Consider the following 16,691-nt stretch of genomic DNA (forward strand, 5'->3'; position numbering starts at 1 on the left):
ACGGTACAGCGTTATGGCAGCGCGGCAACAACCGACAGCTCGACCAGGATTTGCGGTTCACACAGCTTCGATTCAACGGTAGCTCGGGCCGGTGCAACGCCTTTTGGCAGCCACTGGTCCCACACCGAATTCATGCCTTTGAAGTGCGCGTCGATGTCTTTCAGGTAAATCGTCACCGACAGCAGGCGGTTCTTGTCGGTGCCGGCCAGATCCAGCAAACGCTCGATGTTGGCGAGGGTTTCACGGGTCTGCTGTTCAATCCCGGCGCTCATGTCATCGCCGACCTGCCCTGCCAGATAAACAGTGCTGTTGTGGACGACGATCTGGCTCATGCGTTCATTGGTGAGCTGGCGCTGGATTGACATGTTTTGCGGACTCCTTGAGTTTGTTGCCATAACGGGAAATATCGAGGCCTTCGGCGCTGATCTGCGGCGTTCTCTTCGCCATCAGGTCAGCCAGCAAACGACCGGAACCACAAGCCATGGTCCAGCCGAGCGTGCCGTGGCCGGTATTCAGAAACAGGTTTTTGAACGGTGTGGCACCGACAATCGGCGTGCCATCCGGAGTGGTCGGACGCAGGCCGGTCCAGAAACTCGCCTGCGCCAGATCGCCGCCCTGAGGATAAAGGTCGTTGACGATCATCTCCAGGGTTTCGCGCCGACGCGGGTTCAACGACAGGTCAAAACCGGCGATTTCCGCCATGCCGCCGACGCGGATGCGGTTGTCGAAACGGGTGATCGCGACCTTATAGGTCTCGTCGAGAATGGTCGACGTCGGGGCCATCGCCGGGTTGATGATCGGCACGGTCAGCGAGTAACCCTTGAGTGGATACACTGGCGCCCGGATGCCCAGCGGCTTGAGCAATTGCGGCGAATAGCTGCCGAGCGCCAGCACGTAGCGATCGGCAGTTTCCAGCTTGCCGTCGATCCACACGCCGTTGATGCGATCACCGGCGAAGTCGAGGCGCTGAATGTCCTGGCCAAAACGGAATTCCACACCCAGCTTCGTGGCCATTTCGGCCAGGCGGGTGGTGAAGATCTGGCAGTCGCCGGTCTGGTCGTTCGGCAGGCGCAAGGCACCGGCGAGAATGTCGGTGACACTGGCCAGGGCCGGTTCGACCCGGGCAATGCCGGCACGGTCGAGCAGTTCGAACGGCACGCCGGACTCTTTCAGCACGGCGATGTCTTTGGCGGCGCCATCAAGCTGCGCCTGGGTGCGGAACAGCTGGGTAGTGCCGAGGCTGCGGCCTTCGTAGGCAATGCCGGTTTCGGCGCGCAATTCGTCGAGGCAGTCGCGGCTGTACTCGGACAGACGCACCATGCGCTCCTTGTTCACCGCGTAACGGCTGGCGGTGCAGTTGCGCAGCATCTGCGCCATCCACAGGTACTGGTCGATGTCGGCGGTGGCCTTGATCGCCAATGGCGCGTGACGCTGCAACAGCCACTTGATGGCTTTGAGCGGTACGCCCGGCGCGGCCCACGGCGAGGCATAACCCGGCGAAACCTGCCCGGCGTTGGCGAAACTGGTTTCCATGGCCGCCGCTGGCTGACGGTCAACCACCGTCACCTCAAAGCCGGCCCGTGCCAGATAATAGGCACTGGCGGTACCGATGACGCCGCTACCCAAGACCAGAACGCGCATTTTCATATCCCTCATCGCGGCTTACCGCTGACGTTTATTGTGCAGACCGAAGATGTGGGCAGTTTAAAAAAGATTAGCCAGTGCTTTTCACTATATAAGTGCCTATATTTGGCGACAATTCTCGGCAAAAACCCTTTTCACGGAGGCGCATCCCCTATGCGGACCAACACTCAGACCAAACGTGAGCTGGACAAGATCGACCGCAACATCCTGCGGATCCTGCAAGCGGACGGGCGCATTTCCTTCACCGAACTGGGGGAAAAGGTCGGTCTCTCCACCACGCCCTGCACCGAACGGGTGCGAAGACTGGAGCGCGAAGGGATCATCATGGGCTACAACGCCCGCCTGAATCCGCAGCACCTCAAGGGTAGCCTGCTGGTGTTCGTCGAGATCAGCCTCGACTACAAATCCGGCGATACTTTCGAAGAGTTCCGACGCGCGGTGCTGAAACTGCCCCACGTACTGGAATGCCATTTGGTGTCAGGGGACTTCGATTATCTGGTGAAAGCACGGATTTCCGAGATGGCCTCGTACCGCAAACTGCTGGGCGACATCCTGCTCAAGTTGCCGCATGTGCGCGAATCCAAAAGCTATATCGTGATGGAAGAAGTGAAAGAGAGCTTGAACCTGCCGATTCCGGATTGAGGCTGCAGCCATAAGGGAAGGGTTGTCTGAGCGACCGCTATCGCGAGCAGGCTCGCTCCCACAGGTACAGCGGTGTCCTTGTGGGAGCGAGCCTGCTCGCGATTGAAGCGACTCGGTCCAACTGAAGTAACGCCATTTCTACACCAACACCTGCCGGGTGCTGGCCATGTACTCATGAATCTGCTTCTCGACCCGCGGATGAATCAGCTCCACCGGTCGCCGCCCGTTGGGGCATGGCAACGTCTTGGTGGTGCCGAACAGCCGACAGATCAGCGGTCGTTCGTCATACACCGTGCAGCCATTGGGGCCCAGATGGACGCAATTGAGTTCATCCATCGCCGCATCCTGCTCGGCCCGGGTCTTGCGCGGCAGGCGGGACATTTCTTCGGGCGAGGTGGTCACCGGCCCACAGCAGTCATGGCAGCCGGGCACGCACTCGAAAGAGGGTATCTGCTGGCGCAGCGTGCGAATCTTCTGACTGTTGCAACTCATCGAAGCGGTGACCGAATGTGGAATAGACCGGGATTCTGACGCAAAAGCCCCGATCCAGACAGCGCCAACCGACCGGTGTTGCCCGCGTCCGAAGCGGCGGCTTATGCTCCGTCAACTTTTTCAAACACACGCATCAGGATGACGGATATGAACGCCCCCGTTCAGCAACCTGCCTCGAGCCATCAACACGCGGCCTCTTATTACGCCGCCAGCAGCCTGCCGCAGCCCGATTTGCCGGTGCTCACAGGTGAGCTGGTTGCGGACGTGTGCGTGGTGGGCGGCGGGTTCTCCGGGCTGAACACCGCGCTCGAGCTGGCCGAACGGGGTTTTAGCGTGGTGCTGCTGGAAGCGCACAAGATCGGTTGGGGCGCCAGTGGACGCAATGGTGGGCAATTGATTCGCGGCGTCGGCCATGGTCTCGATCAATTCGCCAACGTGATCGGTGCAGACGGTGTGCGTCAGATGAAATTGATGGGCCTGGAAGCAGTGGAAATCGTCCGACAGCGGATCGAGCGTTTTCAGATCCCTTGCGACCTGACCTGGGGCTACTGCGACCTCGCCAACAAGGCTCAAGACCTGGAAGGCTTCGCCGAAGACGCGATCGAGCTGCATAGCCTCGGTTACCGTTACGAAACCCGTCTGCTGCAAGCCAATGATATGCACAGCGTGGTGGGTTCCGACCGCTATGTCGGCGGTCTGATCGACATGGGCTCCGGGCATCTGCACCCCTTGAACCTGGCACTCGGTGAAGCGGCAGCCGCCCGACAATTGGGCGTGAAGCTGTTCGAACGATCGGCGGTGACCCGCATCGATTACGGCCCCGAGGTCAAGGTCCACACCGCCCAGGGCACGGTTCGCGCGAAGACGCTGGTGCTGGGTTGCAACGCCTACCTCAACGATCTCAACCCGCAACTCGGTGGCAAGGTGCTGCCCGCCGGCAGTTACATCATCGCCACCGAACCCTTGAGTGAAGAACAGGCTCACGCTTTGTTACCGCAAAACATGGCGGTCTGCGATCAACGGGTGGCGCTGGATTACTACCGACTCTCGGCCGACCAACGTTTGCTGTTCGGCGGTGCCTGCCATTATTCAGGGCGCGACCCGAAAGACATCGCCGCGTACATGCGACCGAAGATGCTGGCGGTGTTCCCACAACTGGCCGGGGTGAAAATCGACTATCAATGGGGTGGGATGATTGGCATCGGCGCCAATCGCCTGCCGCAGATCGGTCGGCTCAAGGAGCAGCCGAATGTGTATTACGCCCAGGCTTATTCCGGCCATGGGGTGAACGCCACGCATCTGGCGGGCAAGTTGTTGGCTGAGGCCATCAGTGGTCAGCAGAGTGGAGGGTTCGATATGTTTGCCAAGGTGCCGCATATCACCTTCCCGGGTGGCAAGCATTTGCGTTCGCCGTTGTTGGCGTTGGGAATGTTGTGGCATCGTTTTAAAGAGTTGGTCTGAAAGATTTTCGGCGTCTGTACCGAAGCCATCGCGAGCAGGCTCGCTCCCACAAGGGATCATCTGTGAACACGCTTCTTGTGAACAACAGAGATCGAATTGTGGGAGCGAGCCTGCTCGCGATTGGGCCGAGAAGGCACCGCAGACCTCACAGATGCCAGAACGGTTTAAGCCCCTCCTCCTGCGCCTGCTCCTGACTCAATCCGACATCCCTGAGCTGTTCCGGCGTCAATTCCAGCAACACCTTGCGCGTGTGCAGACGATGCCAGAACAGGCCCCAGCGACCCAGGCAGGACGGTGCGTTGCGCATGACCGCCTCGCGTGCTCCGTTTTTTTGCCCTGCCGCCAGTTCCTGACTGCGTAACGTCAGCCGCACATCGCTCAAGCCGTTCATTTTCGTCGCTCCTGTTTACTTGGGTAGCCAGAGCTTTCATGATGCGCGGACGGCGGAAAGCATTACAGATTCAACAAGGATGTATTAATTCCATACAGATTTTCCGTTTCAGCCTCTGAATCACATATTTTCGCCCGATCTGTACTGGTTAACCGAATCACTCTCACCGAGACTGCGCCATGACCCTTTACGTCAACCTCGCCGAGTTGCTCGGCACGCGTATCGAACAGGGCTTCTATCGCCCCGGCGACCGGTTACCCTCGGTGCGGGCGCTGAGTGTCGAACACGGGGTCAGCCTGAGCACGGTGCAGCAGGCCTATCGAGTACTGGAAGACGTTGGCTTGGCGATGCCCAAACCCAAGTCCGGCTACTTCGTGCCCGTAAGTCGCGAACTGCCGGAGCTGCCAGTGGTTGGCCGGCCGGCCCAGCGACCGGTGGATATCTCGCAGTGGGATCAAGTGCTGGAACTGATCCGCGCCGTGCCGCGCAAGGACGTCGTGCAACTGGGACGCGGCATGCCGGACATCACCACGCCGACCATGAAACCGCTGCTGCGCAGCCTGGCGCGAATCAGTCGTCGCCAGGACATGCCCGGTCTGTATTACGACAACATCTACGGCACCCTTGAATTGCGCGAACAGATCGCTCGCCTGATGCTCGATTCCGGCTGCCAGTTGAGCGCCAACGATCTGGTGATCACTACCGGTTGCCATGAAGCGCTGTCCACCAGCATCCGCGCCATTTGCGAGCCAGGAGACATCGTCGCCGTGGACTCGCCGAGCTTTCACGGCGCCATGCAGACGCTCAAAGGCCTGGGCATGAAAGCCCTGGAAATCCCTACTGATCCGCTCACCGGCATCAGCCTCGAAGCTTTGGAACTGGCATTGGAGCAATGGCCGATCAAAGCCATACAGTTGACCCCCAACTGCAACAACCCGCTGGGCTACATCATGCCGGAGGCGCGCAAACGTGCGTTGTTGACGCTCGCACAGCGTTTCGACGTGGCGATTATCGAGGACGATGTGTATGGCGAACTGGCCTACACCTACCCGCGCCCGCGCACGATCAAATCCTTCGATGAAGACGGCCGCGTCCTGCTCTGCAGTTCTTTTTCCAAGACCCTGGCACCAGGCCTGCGCATTGGTTGGGTCGCACCGGGCCGCTATCTGGAACGGCTACTGCACATGAAGTACATCAGCACCGGCTCCACCGCTCCGCAACCGCAGATCGCGATTGCCGAATTTCTCAAGGCCGGGCACTTCGAACCACATTTGCGGCGGATGCGTACACAATACCAGCGCAATCGCGACGCGATGATCGACTGGGTGACCCGCTATTTCCCCGCCGGTACCCGGGCCAGCCGTCCGCAAGGCAGCTTCATGCTGTGGGTCGAACTGCCGGAGGGCTTCGACACCCTGAAACTCAATCGTGCGCTGCATGATCAAGGCGTACAGATTGCTGTCGGCAGTATCTTTTCCGCCTCGGGCAAATACCGCAATTGCCTGCGGATGAACTACGCTGCCAAAACAACCCCGCAGATCGAAGAAGCAGTGCGCAAGGTCGGTGCGACAGCCATCAAACTGCTGGCGGAAACTGACTGACCTTTCTTCGGGATCCGGCGTCCATATAACTAACAACGGCCGCCACCGGAACATTCCCCGTGAGAACCAGACAGCCCCTGCTTGCTCTTCTGTTACTCGCCTCGTTCCTGGGTGGCTGCGCAACGCTCAATGCCCCTCGCGAACCCAGTCAGGCCCTGCCGGCGGCGGGCTCGGCGTTCGGCCGTTCGATCCAGGCACAGGCAGCGCCCCATCAGGGCCAATCGGGCTTTCGCTTGCTCTCCGATAGCGCCGAGGCCTTCACCGCACGCGCCGAGCTGATTCGCAACGCCCAAAGCAGCCTCGATCTGCAGTACTACATCGTCCATGACGGCATCAGTACACGAATACTGGTGAGCGAACTGCTCAAGGCCGCCGACCGCGGCGTGCGGGTGCGGATTCTGCTCGACGACACCACCAGCGATGGTCTGGACCGGATCATCGCGACCCTTGCCGCACATCCGAAGATACAGATCCGCGTGTTCAATCCGCTGCACCTGGGCCGCAGCACCGTGGTTACGCGAACCATGGGCCGGCTCTTCAACCTGTCGCAACAACATCGGCGCATGCACAACAAACTGTGGGTGGCGGACAACAGCGCGGCAATCGTTGGCGGGCGCAACCTGGGGGACGAGTATTTCGATGCCGAGCCCAAAATGAATTTCACCGACATCGATATGCTCAGTGTCGGCCCGGTTGCAGAGCAGCTGGGGCATAGCTTCGACCAATACTGGAACAGTGCCCTGAGCAAGCCGATCGAGCAGTTTCTCTCGACCAAGCCGACAGCCAGGGATCTGAAAAACACCCGGACCCGACTGGACGAGTCCCTGGAGGAAACGCGCAAACAGAACCACGCGCTTTATCAGCAGTTAATGGCCTACACCACTCACCCGCGCCTGAATGTCTGGCGCCGGGAGCTGATCTGGGCCTGGAACCAGGCATTGTGGGACGCACCGAGCAAGGTGCTGTCCGATGGCGAACCTGACCCGCACTTGCTGCTGACCACCCAGTTGGCACCCGAGCTCAATGGGGTCAGCAAAGAGCTGATCATGGTCTCGGCCTACCTCGTACCCGGCCAACCGGGGCTGGTTTACCTGACCGGTCGCGCCGATGCCGGCGTATCGGTCAGTGTGCTGACCAACTCACTGGAAGCCACCGACGTACCGGCCACGCACGGTGGTTACGCGCCTTATCGAAAAGCCTTGCTGGAGCATGGGGTGCAATTGTTCGAATTACGTCGCCAGCCCGGCGATAACGGTGATAGCGGCAGCGGACCGCGTCTGTTTCACAGCGGGACCTACCGTAGTTCCGACTCCAGCCTGCACAGCAAGGCGATGATTTTCGACCAACAGAAAGCCTTCATCGGCTCGTTCAATTTCGACCCGCGGTCGGTACTGTGGAACACCGAAGTCGGGGTATTGGTGGACAACCCGCAGCTCGCCGGACGAGTGCGTGAACTGGCACTGGAGGGCATGGCGCCACCCCTCAGTTATCAGGCCCGGCTGGAAAAGGGTCAGATCGTCTGGGTCACCGAAGATGACGGCAAGCCGCACACATTGACCAAAGAACCGGGGGGTTGGTGGCGGCGTTTCAATTCATGGCTCAGCAGCATGGTCGGCCTGGAGCGGATGCTGTAGACCGACTTTGTGCAGCGCTCAGGCTGGTTCGGCAACCGTACCAAACGCCCCTTGCCGCGACACCAGAATCACCAGCCCCAACGCGCCCACCGCCATCAGCAATGGCAAGGCATGCCCGCTGATCCACTGGCTCCCGGCACCGGCTGCCAAGGGTCCGATCAGGCAACCAATGCCCCACAGTTGCGCGATATGGGCATTGGCGCGCACCAGCGCATCGTCGCGATAACGCTCGCCGATCAGGATCAGCGACAAGGTGAACAACCCGCCGGCGCTGGCGCCAAACAACACCCACAGCGGCCAGATCAGTAGCGTGTCGATCAGTAATGGAATCGCCAGGCTCGACAGCAACAAGAGCATCGCACAGCCAGTAAATAACGTACGCCGCGACAAGCGATCGGCCAACGCGCCAATCGGCAATTGCAGCAAGGCATCACCCACCACCACGGTGCTGACCATCGCCAAGGCGATTTCCGTGGTGAAGCCCTGACGCAGGCAATAGACCGGCAGCAAGGTCAGGATCATCGCTTCGAACGCCGCGAACAGCGACACCGCCCAGGCAATCGCTGGCAAGCCGCGGCAGAAGATCAACAAGTCACCGAGGGTTACGCTGCAGGCTTCGCTGGTGGGTGCGCCGCCGCGGCCCATCAGCAAGAACGGTGACGTCATCAGCAAACCGACACCAACCCAGAAGCCATAATCGTGCTCGGTGCCCAACGCACCCAACAATAACGGCCCGGCCAGCTGACTCAATGCGTAACTGCTGCCATATAGCGCCACCAGCCGACCGCGCCATTGCTCGACCACCAGTTGGTTGATCCAGCTTTCACCGAGGATGAAGACGAGGGTCAGGATCACCCCGATCATCAACCGCAGCACCAGCCAGATCGGATAGCTCGGCCACAGCGCAAGCAAGCCGATGGATACCGCCCCGGCCCACAGGCACAGGCGCATCAGATTCGCCGTGCCAAGACGGGCCGCGAGATGGCTGGAGATTTTCGCCCCCAGCAGTACGCCAATGGCCGGCATCGCCGCCATCACGCCGATCGCGAACGAGCCGTAACCCCAACCTTCCAGACGCAACGACACCAACGGCATGCTGACACCCAGCGCCAGGCCGACACTCAAGACAGATGCCAAGACGGCGAAATAAGTCGCCCAACGCATGCTCCACACTCCTGTGGATATTTTATGTACAGCACAAAACACTGTGGGAGCGGGCTTTTGTGGCGAGGGGGCTTGCCCCCGTTCGGCTGCGAAGCAGGCGCAAGACCATTGCATGCGGTGTACTTTATACACCGCAGACGCAGGTTTTGGGGCCGCTCCGCGACCCAACGGGGGCAAGCCCCCTCGCCACAAAAGCCCGCTCCCACAGGGGATCTGTGTCGTTCAGGAGCCCGATTTACATTCGGGCTCCTTTACTGACTTACAACTTGATCCAGGTCGCCTTCAGCTCGGTGTACTTGTCGAACGCGTGCAGCGATTTGTCGCGACCGTTGCCGGACTGTTTGAAGCCACCGAACGGCGCGGTCATGTCGCCGCCGTCGTACTGATTGACCCACACGCTACCGGCACGCAAAGCCTTGGCGGTCAGGTGAGCCTTGGAGATGTCGGCGGTCCAGACTGCAGCGGCCAGACCGTAAGGCGTGTCGTTGGCGATCGCAATGGCTTCTTCAGCGTTGTCGAAGGTGATGACCGACAACACCGGACCGAAGATTTCTTCCTGGGCAATTTTCATCGCGTTGCTCACGCCATCGAAAATCGTTGGCTCGACGTAAGTGCCACCGGTTTCCTGAAGAATGCGCTTGCCGCCCGCCACCAGTTTGGCGCCATCGGTGTGACCGGACTCAATGTAGGACAGCACAGTGTTCATCTGCTGGGTATCCACCAGCGCACCGACATTGGTTGCCGGGTCCAGCGGGTTGCCCGGCTTCCAGGTTTTCAGGGCCTCGATCACCAGCGGCAGGAATTTGTCCTTGATCGAACGCTCGACCAGCAGGCGCGAACCGGCGGTGCAGACTTCGCCCTGGTTGAAGGCGATGGCACCGGCAGCGGCTTCGGCGGCGGCTTGCAGGTCCGGCGCATCGGCGAACACGATGTTCGGGCTCTTGCCGCCAGCTTCGAGCCAGACGCGCTTCATGTTCGATTCGCCGGAGTAGATCAGCAGTTGCTTGGCGATCTTGGTCGAACCGGTGAACACCAGGGTGTCGACGTCGTTGTGCAGGGCCAGGGCCTTGCCAACGGTGTGACCGTAGCCCGGCAGCACGTTCAGCACACCTTTCGGAATACCGGCTTCAACCGCCAGCGCCGCAATGCGAATGGCCGTCAGCGGCGATTTTTCGGAAGGCTTGAGGATCACCGAGTTACCAGTGGACAACGCCGGGCCGAGCTTCCAGCAGGCCATCATCAACGGGAAGTTCCACGGTACGATCGCACCGACCACACCGACCGGCTCACGAGTCACCAACCCCAGTTGATCATGCGGGGTGGCGGCGACTTCATCGTAGATTTTGTCGATGGCTTCACCGCTCCAGCTCAGGGCTTGCGCCGCGCCTGGAACGTCAATGTACAGGGAGTCGCTGATCGGCTTGCCCATGTCCAGGGTTTCGAGCAGGGCCAACTCCTCGGCGTGCTGTTTCAGCAGGCCGGCGAAACGGATCATGGTGGCTTTGCGTTTGGTTGGCGCCAGGCGCGACCAGGCGCCGGAATTGAAAGTGGCGCGGGCGTTGTCCACGGCACGCTGGGCGTCGGCGGTATCACAGCTGGCAATCTTGCCCAGCAGACGGCCATCGACGGGGCTGATGCACTCGAAGGTCTCACCGGAGACGGCATCGGTGTATTCGCCATTGATGTAGGCGCGGCCTTCGATCTTCAGATCGCGAGCCCGTTGTTCCCAGTCGGCACGAGTCAGGGTGGTCATTCGAGTGTCCTCCTCTTATTGAATACGAGTGCCCCGCGTTCTATGCGGGTGCTGTCAGGAATTCTGCCCGGCCAGCCTGCTTTTCGGCTCAAGGCAACCGTTACCCTAAACCAGCGGCCAGTGAAGTTTCAATATATTTGACATAAGGCCGGCAAACGGCCTTGCGATGTTCATTTTAATAAACATAGACTTTCAATTTTCCAGCGCAATCACGGGGGAATACCAGCATGAACATTCAGGATATCGTCGATTTCAGCCAGGCCAACACCCAGCCCGATCGCTATCGGCCAGACCCGGCAAAAATCCTCAAGGGCGACCCCGAGCAAGCGGTGTACAACCATTACAACAGCCCGTGCGGCCAGATGAGTGCAGGTGTTTGGGAGGGCGAAGTCGGCCAGTGGCGAGTGAACTACACCGAGCACGAATACTGCGAAATCCTTCAGGGAGTTTCAGTGCTGCGCGACGACGATGGCAATGCCAAGACCTTGCGTACAGGTGATCGCTTCGTGATCCCGGCAGGTTTTCGCGGTACTTGGGAAGTGCTGGAGCCTTGCCGCAAGATTTATGTGGTGTTTGAACAGAAGGCCTGAAGATTTGTGTTGCTTGGGCCGGCCTCATCGCGGGCTTGCTCGCGAAGGGGCCGGTCCAGGCAATACAAAATAGACAGGCACAAAAAAGGCCCGTATCTCGCGATACGGGCCTTTTTCGTAAGAGGGAAAAATCAATTACTTGATTTTGCCTTCTTTGTAGATCACGTGCTTGCGAACAACCGGATCAAATTTCTTGATCTCGATTTTGTCCGGAGTAGTGCGCTTGTTCTTGTCGGTAGTGTAGAAGTGACCAGTACCGGCGCTCGAAATCAAACGAATCAATTCACGCATGATTAGCTCCCTTAGATCTTGCCAGCTTTGCGGATTTCGGCCAGCACGACAGTAATGCCACGCTTGTCGATGATACGCATGCCTTTGGCAGATACGCGCAGACGCACGAAACGTTTCTCTTCTTCAACCCAGAAGCGGTGATGCTGCAGGTTCGGCAGGAAACGACGACGGGTTTTGTTGTTTGCGTGGGAAATGTTATTCCCAGTCACCGGACCCTTACCGGTAACTTGACATACTCTCGACATGCCTCAGCCCTCTAAAACCACATGCCCAACCCGGCATGGGTTGGCCGCTTAATCTCTCAGTCATTTGGCGCCAGGCGCCGCGTTTCTTTAGAGGTCTTACCGGCTACACCTACAGTGAAGGAACCGGGCCCCTAGAAAAGAGCGCTGCTTTATACCAGAAAGACTGGAGAGCAACAACATTCCGTGTGCGCGGACTTGATAAATTCCCCATTTTTCGGCCACCGGGCGCCTTGGATAAAGGCTGTCGTCGATTAAGACCGCTCGTCGCAGAGAATCGGCCAACCGACCGATTCCGGGTTTTCCTCGGTCCGCATCACCGAAACCAGCGCACATAGTCACCTTAAAATGAAAAAGGGGATAGTCATTTGCAAAAGAGCCCACTAGGGTAAGACTTTTCCAGACTGCACTTGCAGATGGGCCTTCGATCTGTAAAGGAATCCGACCATGCGCCTCGCTGCCCTACCGCTGCTGCTCGCCCCGCTTCTACTGAGCCCACAGGCTATGGCTGCCGCCCTGAGCGTCTGCACCGAAGCCAGCCCGGAAGGGTTCGATGTGGTGCAATACAACTCGCTGACCACCACCAACGCCTCGGCCGACGTGCTGATGGACCGCCTGGTGGACTTCGACACGGCCAGCGGCAAAGTGGTCGCCAGCCTGGCGGACAGCTGGGAAGTCACCCCCGACGGCCTGACCTACGTCTTCAAATTGCACCCGCAGGTGAAATTTCACCGTACCGAATACTTCAACCCGACGCGTGACCTGACCGCCGAAGACGTGAAGTTCAGCTTTGACCGCATGCTTGACCCGGCGAACCCGTGGCACAAAGTCGCCCAGAGCGGTTTCCCGCACGCCCAGTCGATGCAGTTACCGGCGCTGATCAAGAAGATCGACGCATTGGACCCGCTGACCATCCGCTTCACCCTCGATCACCCGGACTCGACTTTCCTGCCCACCCTGAGCATGGGTTTCGCCTCGATCTATTCGGCCGAATACGCCGACCAACTCATGAAGGCCGGCACTCCGGAAAAGCTCAACAGCCAGCCGATCGGCAGCGGCCCATTTGTCTTCACGCGCTTCCAGAAAGATGCCTCGATTCGCTACAAGGCCAACAGTGAGTACTTCCGCGGCAAGCCATCGGTAGACCCGTTGATCTTCGCCATCACCCCGGACGCCAACGTGCGCTTGCAGAAATTGCGCCGCAACGAGTGCCAGATCGCCCTGTCGCCCAAACCGCTGGACGTACAGGCTGCGAAGCAGGAACCGACCCTGAAGGTGGAAAAGACTGACGCCTTCATGACCGCATTCGTCGGCATTAACAGCCAGCATCCGCCGCTGGACAAACCTGAAGTGCGTCAGGCAATCAACCTGGCGTTCGACAAGGCCAACTACCTCAAAGCCGTGTTTGAAGACACCGCCGAAGCTGCCAATGGCCCTTACCCGCCGAACACTTGGAGCTACGCCAAAGGCTTGCCGGGCTATCCGCACGACGTGGCAAAGGCCAAGGCATTGATGGCCAAGGCCGGACTCAAGGACGGTTTCCAGACCACCATCTGGACCCGCCCTTCCGGCAGTTTACTGAACCCGAACCCGAGCCTCGGTGCGCAATTGCTGCAGTCCGACCTCGCGGAAATCGGCATTCAAGCCGAAATTCGCGTGATCGAATGGGGCGAGCTGATTCGCCGCGCCAAGGCCGGCGAGCACGACCTGTTGTTCATGGGCTGGGCCGGCGACAACGGTGACCCGGACAACTTCCTCACGCCGCAGTTTTCCTGCGCGGGAGTCAAATCCGGCACCAACTTCGCCCGCTACTGCAACCAGGATCTGGACAAGCTGATCAGCGCCGGCAAGACCACTGGCGAGCAAGGTGTACGCACCAAGCTCTACGAACAGGCCCAGGCGCAGATCCAGCAACAGGCGTTGTGGCTGCCGCTGGCGCATCCGACTGCGTTTGCGTTGACGCGCAAGGATGTTCAGGGCTATCAGGTCAGTCCGTTCGGCCGACAGGACTACTCGAAGGTCAACCTGAAGTAATCCGACCCGCCACAAAACCCTGTGGGAGCGGGCTTGTGGCGAGGGGGCTTGCCCCCGTTGGGTTGCGAAGCAGCCCCAAAATCTCTGATGCACCAAAGATTTTGTGAGTGCTTCGCACTCAAACGGGGGCAAGCCCCCTCGCCACAGACCCACTCCCACAGGGGTTCTTGGTCCTCTACATCCACCCATACTCGGCCATGGACAGCGGATCGCCGTCACCGACGATGAAATGGTCGAGCACCCGCACATCGATCAAGTCCAACGCCTCTTGCAGACGCTTGGTCAGCATTCGGTCGGCCTGACTGGGGTCGGAGTTACCCGACGGATGGTTGTGGCACAGAATCAGCGCTGCGGCGTTATGGGCCAGAGCGCGTTTTACCACCTGCCGTGGATAGACGCTGGTGTTGTCGATGGAGCCGCGAAACAGCGCTTCGAACGCCAATACCCGGTGTTTGGAGTCCAGAAACAGGCAGCCAAACACCTCGTGGGGCTCATGGCGGAGCATCGACTTCAGATAATCACGAACAGCTTGCGGATTTTCCAGCGCCGACTTGTGGCGCGAGCGTTCGGCCAAATGCCGTCGGCCCATTTCCTGCGCCGCCTGCAACTGAGCGAATTTCGCGGGCCCGAGCCCTAACTGTTTGCTGAATGTTTGTTGATCCGCCTCAAGCAGCGAACGCAGGCTGCCAAACTGATTCAACAGGTGTCGCGCCAGATCCACCGCGCTTTTGCCGGATACGCCGGTACGTAAAAAAATCGCCAGCAGTTCAGCGTCCGAAAGACTCCCCGAGCCTAACTCCAGTAACCTCTCCCGCGGTCGCTCGGCCACCGGCCAATCGCGAATACTCATAACACCTCCATGTCTGTGGGCGCCGCTGTTCCATAGCGGTCGCTGTGATATCGTAGCCCATCTTTTTTGCTGGCGAATTCATCCCTGGGGAGGGGGTATCGCCAAGCAGTCATTAACGAAATGAAAGGCAGACCTATGCAGCGGCTGTATCGGAAACGCATCGTTCTGGGCGTCGGCGGCGGCATTGCTGCCTACAAGAGCGCCGAGCTGGTTCGCCGCCTGATCGATCAGGGCGCCGAAGTGCGCGTGGTCATGACCCGTGGCGGCAGCGAATTCATTACCCCGTTGACCATGCAGGCCTTGTCCGGGCATCCGGTCCATCTCGATTTACTGGACCCGGCGGCCGAAGCCGCCATGGGCCACATCGAGCTGGCCAAATGGGCCGACCTGGTGCTGATCGCTCCCGCCACCGCGGACCTGATCGCCCGTCTGGCCCAAGGCATTGCCGACGACCTGCTGACCACGCTGGTGCTGGCCACCGACGCGGTGGTCGCGGTTGCCCCGGCGATGAACCAGGCCATGTGGCGCGACCCGGCGACCCAGGCCAACCTGCAAACCCTCGAAAGCCGTGACCTCAAGGTCTTCGGCCCAGCCTCCGGCAGCCAGGCCTGTGGCGACGTCGGCATGGGCCGCATGCTCGAAGCCACCGACCTCGCCCAGTGCGCGGCAGACTGCTTCCAGCGCCAGGCGCTGACTGGCAAACACGTGCTGATCACCGCCGGCCCGACCCAGGAAAACATCGACCCGGTGCGCTACATCACCAACCACAGCTCCGGAAAAATGGGCTTTGCCCTGGCCGAAGCCGCGGTGGAAGCCGGCGCCCGCGTGACGTTGATCACCGGTCCGGTGCACCTGCCGACCCCGGATCGCGTCACGCGCATCGACGTGGTCAGTGCCCGCGACATGCTCGCTGCCTGCGAAGCGGCGATCCCTTGCGACCTGTTCATCGCCTCTGCTGCGGTCGCGGACTACCGCCCGGAAGTCGTCGCCCCACAGAAACTCAAGAAAGACCCTACGAACGGCGACGGCTTGTTGCTACAGATGGTGCGTAATCCAGACATCCTGGCCACCATCGCCACCCGTCCAGATCGTCCGTTCAGTGTCGGCTTCGCCGCCGAAACCGAACATCTGCTCGATTACGCTGCCCGCAAGTTGAAAGACAAGAACCTCGATCTGATCGTCGCCAATGACGTCGCGAACCCGAGTATTGGCTTCAACAGCGAAGAAAACGCCTGCAGCGTGATCGACCGTGAGCTGCACGCCACACTCTTCGCCCAGACCAGCAAGAGCAAAATCGCTCGCCAGCTGATCACTTTTATCGCCGAACGTCTGAACCAGGTTTAATTTACATGCACGCTTTGCAAGCCAAGATCCTCGACCCCCGCATCGGTACCGAATTCCCGCTACCGCAGTACGCCACGCCGGGCTCCGCCGGCCTCGACCTGCGCGCCATGTTGGAAAAAGACACCGTCATCAAGCCGGGCGAAACCCTGCTGATCCCTACCGGCCTGTCGGTGTACATCGGCGATCCGGGCCTGGCGGCTTTGATTCTGCCGCGCTCGGGCCTGGGCCATAAGCACGGCATCGTGCTGGGCAACTTGGTCGGCCTGATCGACTCCGATTACCAAGGCCCACTGATGGTGTCGTGCTGGAACCGTGGCCAGACCGATTTCAACATGGTGGTAGGCGAACGCCTGGCCCAATTGGTGCTGGTACCGGTGGTTCAAGCCCACTTCGAAATGGTTGAAGAGTTCGTCGAAACCCAGCGCGGCACTGGCGGTTTTGGACATTCCGGCAGCCACTGATCCGAAAAATGGCAACCCTGTGGCGAGGGGGCTTGCCCCCGTTGGGCAGCGAAGCGGCCCCAAACTCTGTGAGTCATTACCGATTTTTGTGAGTGCT

Annotated in this window: 17 protein-coding genes; 8 read left to right on the plus strand and 9 right to left on the minus strand. The window is 59.9% G+C overall.

The features are described from left to right. Window positions 1-11: 11 nt before the first annotated feature. Together PMI30_RS22065 and dadA are read right to left on the minus strand one after the other, a co-directional pair. On the minus strand, window positions 12-365 hold the full coding sequence (locus PMI30_RS22065; RefSeq protein ID WP_008007580.1) for a RidA family protein: 354 nt from the start codon (window positions 363-365) through the stop codon (window positions 12-14). Further along, window positions 337-1,641, minus strand: a complete 1,305-nt coding sequence (dadA, locus tag PMI30_RS22060; RefSeq protein WP_007894735.1) for a D-amino acid dehydrogenase — start codon at window positions 1,639-1,641, stop codon at window positions 337-339. Before dadA ends, PMI30_RS22065 begins: the two co-directional genes overlap by 29 nt. A 156-nt stretch (window positions 1,642-1,797) precedes the next feature. On the opposite strand from dadA, the gene PMI30_RS22055 reads away from it, so the two are divergent. Then, window positions 1,798-2,286 (plus strand): Lrp/AsnC ligand binding domain-containing protein, encoded by a 489-nt coding sequence (locus PMI30_RS22055; protein WP_003206849.1) that lies wholly within the window; start codon window positions 1,798-1,800, stop codon window positions 2,284-2,286. A 138-nt stretch (window positions 2,287-2,424) separates the two neighbouring features. Here the strand turns inward: PMI30_RS22055 and PMI30_RS22050 are convergent, their stop codons facing one another. Then, entirely contained in the window at window positions 2,425-2,778 is a 354-nt protein-coding gene (locus PMI30_RS22050) for a YkgJ family cysteine cluster protein (protein WP_007894729.1), read from the minus strand. 147 nt (window positions 2,779-2,925) lie between these two features. Here PMI30_RS22050 and PMI30_RS22045 point away from each other — a divergent pair, with 147 nt between their 5' ends. Next, entirely contained in the window at window positions 2,926-4,239 is a 1,314-nt protein-coding gene (locus PMI30_RS22045) for an NAD(P)/FAD-dependent oxidoreductase (protein WP_008007582.1), read from the plus strand. 145 nt (window positions 4,240-4,384) lie between these two features. Here PMI30_RS22045 and PMI30_RS22040 read toward each other — a convergent pair whose 3' ends face one another. Beyond that, window positions 4,385-4,630, minus strand: coding sequence for a DUF1127 domain-containing protein (locus tag PMI30_RS22040; protein WP_008007584.1), 246 nt, complete (start codon window positions 4,628-4,630; stop codon window positions 4,385-4,387). 179 nt (window positions 4,631-4,809) lie between these two features. On the opposite strand from PMI30_RS22040, the gene PMI30_RS22035 reads away from it, so the two are divergent. Then, window positions 4,810-6,231 carry an aminotransferase-like domain-containing protein gene (locus PMI30_RS22035; protein WP_008007586.1) on the plus strand — a complete coding sequence of 474 codons (1,422 nt, stop codon included), beginning with the start codon at window positions 4,810-4,812 and terminating at the stop codon, window positions 6,229-6,231. A gap of 59 nt (window positions 6,232-6,290) precedes the next feature. Continuing rightward, window positions 6,291-7,865 (plus strand): phospholipase D family protein, encoded by a 1,575-nt coding sequence (locus PMI30_RS22030; protein WP_008007588.1) that lies wholly within the window; start codon window positions 6,291-6,293, stop codon window positions 7,863-7,865. 18 nt (window positions 7,866-7,883) lie between these two features. Here the strand turns inward: PMI30_RS22030 and PMI30_RS22025 are convergent, their stop codons facing one another. Together PMI30_RS22025 and PMI30_RS22020 are read right to left on the minus strand one after the other, a co-directional pair. Beyond that, window positions 7,884-9,029, minus strand: a complete 1,146-nt coding sequence (locus PMI30_RS22025) for an MFS transporter (RefSeq protein WP_008007589.1) — start codon at window positions 9,027-9,029, stop codon at window positions 7,884-7,886. Window positions 9,030-9,288: 259 nt separating this feature from the next. Then, a complete protein-coding gene (locus PMI30_RS22020; protein WP_008007592.1) occupies window positions 9,289-10,782 on the minus strand; it encodes an aldehyde dehydrogenase in 1,494 nt (497 codons plus the stop codon). A 227-nt stretch (window positions 10,783-11,009) separates the two neighbouring features. On the opposite strand from PMI30_RS22020, the gene PMI30_RS22015 reads away from it, so the two are divergent. Further along, entirely contained in the window at window positions 11,010-11,372 is a 363-nt protein-coding gene (locus tag PMI30_RS22015; RefSeq protein ID WP_008007594.1) for a cupin domain-containing protein, read from the plus strand. 135 nt (window positions 11,373-11,507) lie between these two features. On the opposite strand, the gene rpmG is transcribed toward PMI30_RS22015, so the two are convergent. Further along, entirely contained in the window at window positions 11,508-11,663 is a 156-nt protein-coding gene (rpmG, locus tag PMI30_RS22010) for a 50S ribosomal protein L33 (RefSeq protein ID WP_007894709.1), read from the minus strand. An 11-nt stretch (window positions 11,664-11,674) separates the two neighbouring features. Then, window positions 11,675-11,908 carry a 50S ribosomal protein L28 gene (gene rpmB, locus PMI30_RS22005; RefSeq protein WP_007894701.1) on the minus strand — a complete coding sequence of 78 codons (234 nt, stop codon included), beginning with the start codon at window positions 11,906-11,908 and terminating at the stop codon, window positions 11,675-11,677. Between the two features lie 444 nt (window positions 11,909-12,352). On the opposite strand from rpmB, the gene PMI30_RS22000 reads away from it, so the two are divergent. Continuing rightward, the gene (locus PMI30_RS22000) at window positions 12,353-13,939 is read left to right on the plus strand and encodes an ABC transporter substrate-binding protein (protein ID WP_008007596.1); all 1,587 of its coding nucleotides are present in this window, start codon (window positions 12,353-12,355) and stop codon (window positions 13,937-13,939) included. 175 nt (window positions 13,940-14,114) lie between these two features. On the opposite strand, the gene radC is transcribed toward PMI30_RS22000, so the two are convergent. Further along, on the minus strand, window positions 14,115-14,789 hold the full coding sequence (gene radC, locus PMI30_RS21995) for a RadC family protein (protein ID WP_008007598.1): 675 nt from the start codon (window positions 14,787-14,789) through the stop codon (window positions 14,115-14,117). A gap of 135 nt (window positions 14,790-14,924) precedes the next feature. On the opposite strand from radC, the gene coaBC reads away from it, so the two are divergent. Both coaBC and dut read left to right on the plus strand, forming a co-directional pair. After that, on the plus strand, window positions 14,925-16,133 hold the full coding sequence (gene coaBC / locus PMI30_RS21990) for a bifunctional phosphopantothenoylcysteine decarboxylase/phosphopantothenate--cysteine ligase CoaBC (protein WP_007894693.1): 1,209 nt from the start codon (window positions 14,925-14,927) through the stop codon (window positions 16,131-16,133). 5 nt (window positions 16,134-16,138) lie between these two features. Continuing rightward, window positions 16,139-16,594: a dUTP diphosphatase gene (gene dut, locus PMI30_RS21985; RefSeq protein WP_007894692.1), complete on the plus strand. Its 456-nt coding sequence runs from the start codon at window positions 16,139-16,141 to the stop codon at window positions 16,592-16,594. Window positions 16,595-16,691 lie beyond the last annotated feature (97 nt).

Origin of the sequence: Pseudomonas sp. GM50, assembly GCF_000282375.1 — a bacterium.
Classification (GTDB): domain Bacteria; phylum Pseudomonadota; class Gammaproteobacteria; order Pseudomonadales; family Pseudomonadaceae; genus Aquipseudomonas.

What these genes read in the sequence shown, in the direction of transcription:
- PMI30_RS22015 (WP_008007594.1), top strand. Translation starts at nt 11,010, where the DNA reads ATGAACATTCAGGATATCGTCGATTTCAGCCAGGCCAACACCCAGCCC.
- dadA (WP_007894735.1), bottom strand. Translation starts at nt 1,641, where the DNA reads ATGCGCGTTCTGGTCTTGGGTAGCGGCGTCATCGGTACCGCCAGTGCC.
- PMI30_RS22050 (WP_007894729.1), bottom strand. Translation starts at nt 2,778, where the DNA reads ATGAGTTGCAACAGTCAGAAGATTCGCACGCTGCGCCAGCAGATACCC.
- PMI30_RS22045 (WP_008007582.1), top strand. Translation starts at nt 2,926, where the DNA reads ATGAACGCCCCCGTTCAGCAACCTGCCTCGAGCCATCAACACGCGGCC.
- rpmG (WP_007894709.1), bottom strand. Translation starts at nt 11,663, where the DNA reads ATGCGTGAATTGATTCGTTTGATTTCGAGCGCCGGTACTGGTCACTTC.
- PMI30_RS22035 (WP_008007586.1), top strand. Translation starts at nt 4,810, where the DNA reads ATGACCCTTTACGTCAACCTCGCCGAGTTGCTCGGCACGCGTATCGAA.
- PMI30_RS22040 (WP_008007584.1), bottom strand. Translation starts at nt 4,630, where the DNA reads ATGAACGGCTTGAGCGATGTGCGGCTGACGTTACGCAGTCAGGAACTG.
- rpmB (WP_007894701.1), bottom strand. Translation starts at nt 11,908, where the DNA reads ATGTCGAGAGTATGTCAAGTTACCGGTAAGGGTCCGGTGACTGGGAAT.
- PMI30_RS22000 (WP_008007596.1), top strand. Translation starts at nt 12,353, where the DNA reads ATGCGCCTCGCTGCCCTACCGCTGCTGCTCGCCCCGCTTCTACTGAGC.
- PMI30_RS22020 (WP_008007592.1), bottom strand. Translation starts at nt 10,782, where the DNA reads ATGACCACCCTGACTCGTGCCGACTGGGAACAACGGGCTCGCGATCTG.
- PMI30_RS22025 (WP_008007589.1), bottom strand. Translation starts at nt 9,029, where the DNA reads ATGCGTTGGGCGACTTATTTCGCCGTCTTGGCATCTGTCTTGAGTGTC.
- radC (WP_008007598.1), bottom strand. Translation starts at nt 14,789, where the DNA reads ATGAGTATTCGCGATTGGCCGGTGGCCGAGCGACCGCGGGAGAGGTTA.
- PMI30_RS22065 (WP_008007580.1), bottom strand. Translation starts at nt 365, where the DNA reads ATGTCAATCCAGCGCCAGCTCACCAATGAACGCATGAGCCAGATCGTC.
- PMI30_RS22055 (WP_003206849.1), top strand. Translation starts at nt 1,798, where the DNA reads ATGCGGACCAACACTCAGACCAAACGTGAGCTGGACAAGATCGACCGC.
- coaBC (WP_007894693.1), top strand. Translation starts at nt 14,925, where the DNA reads ATGCAGCGGCTGTATCGGAAACGCATCGTTCTGGGCGTCGGCGGCGGC.
- dut (WP_007894692.1), top strand. Translation starts at nt 16,139, where the DNA reads ATGCACGCTTTGCAAGCCAAGATCCTCGACCCCCGCATCGGTACCGAA.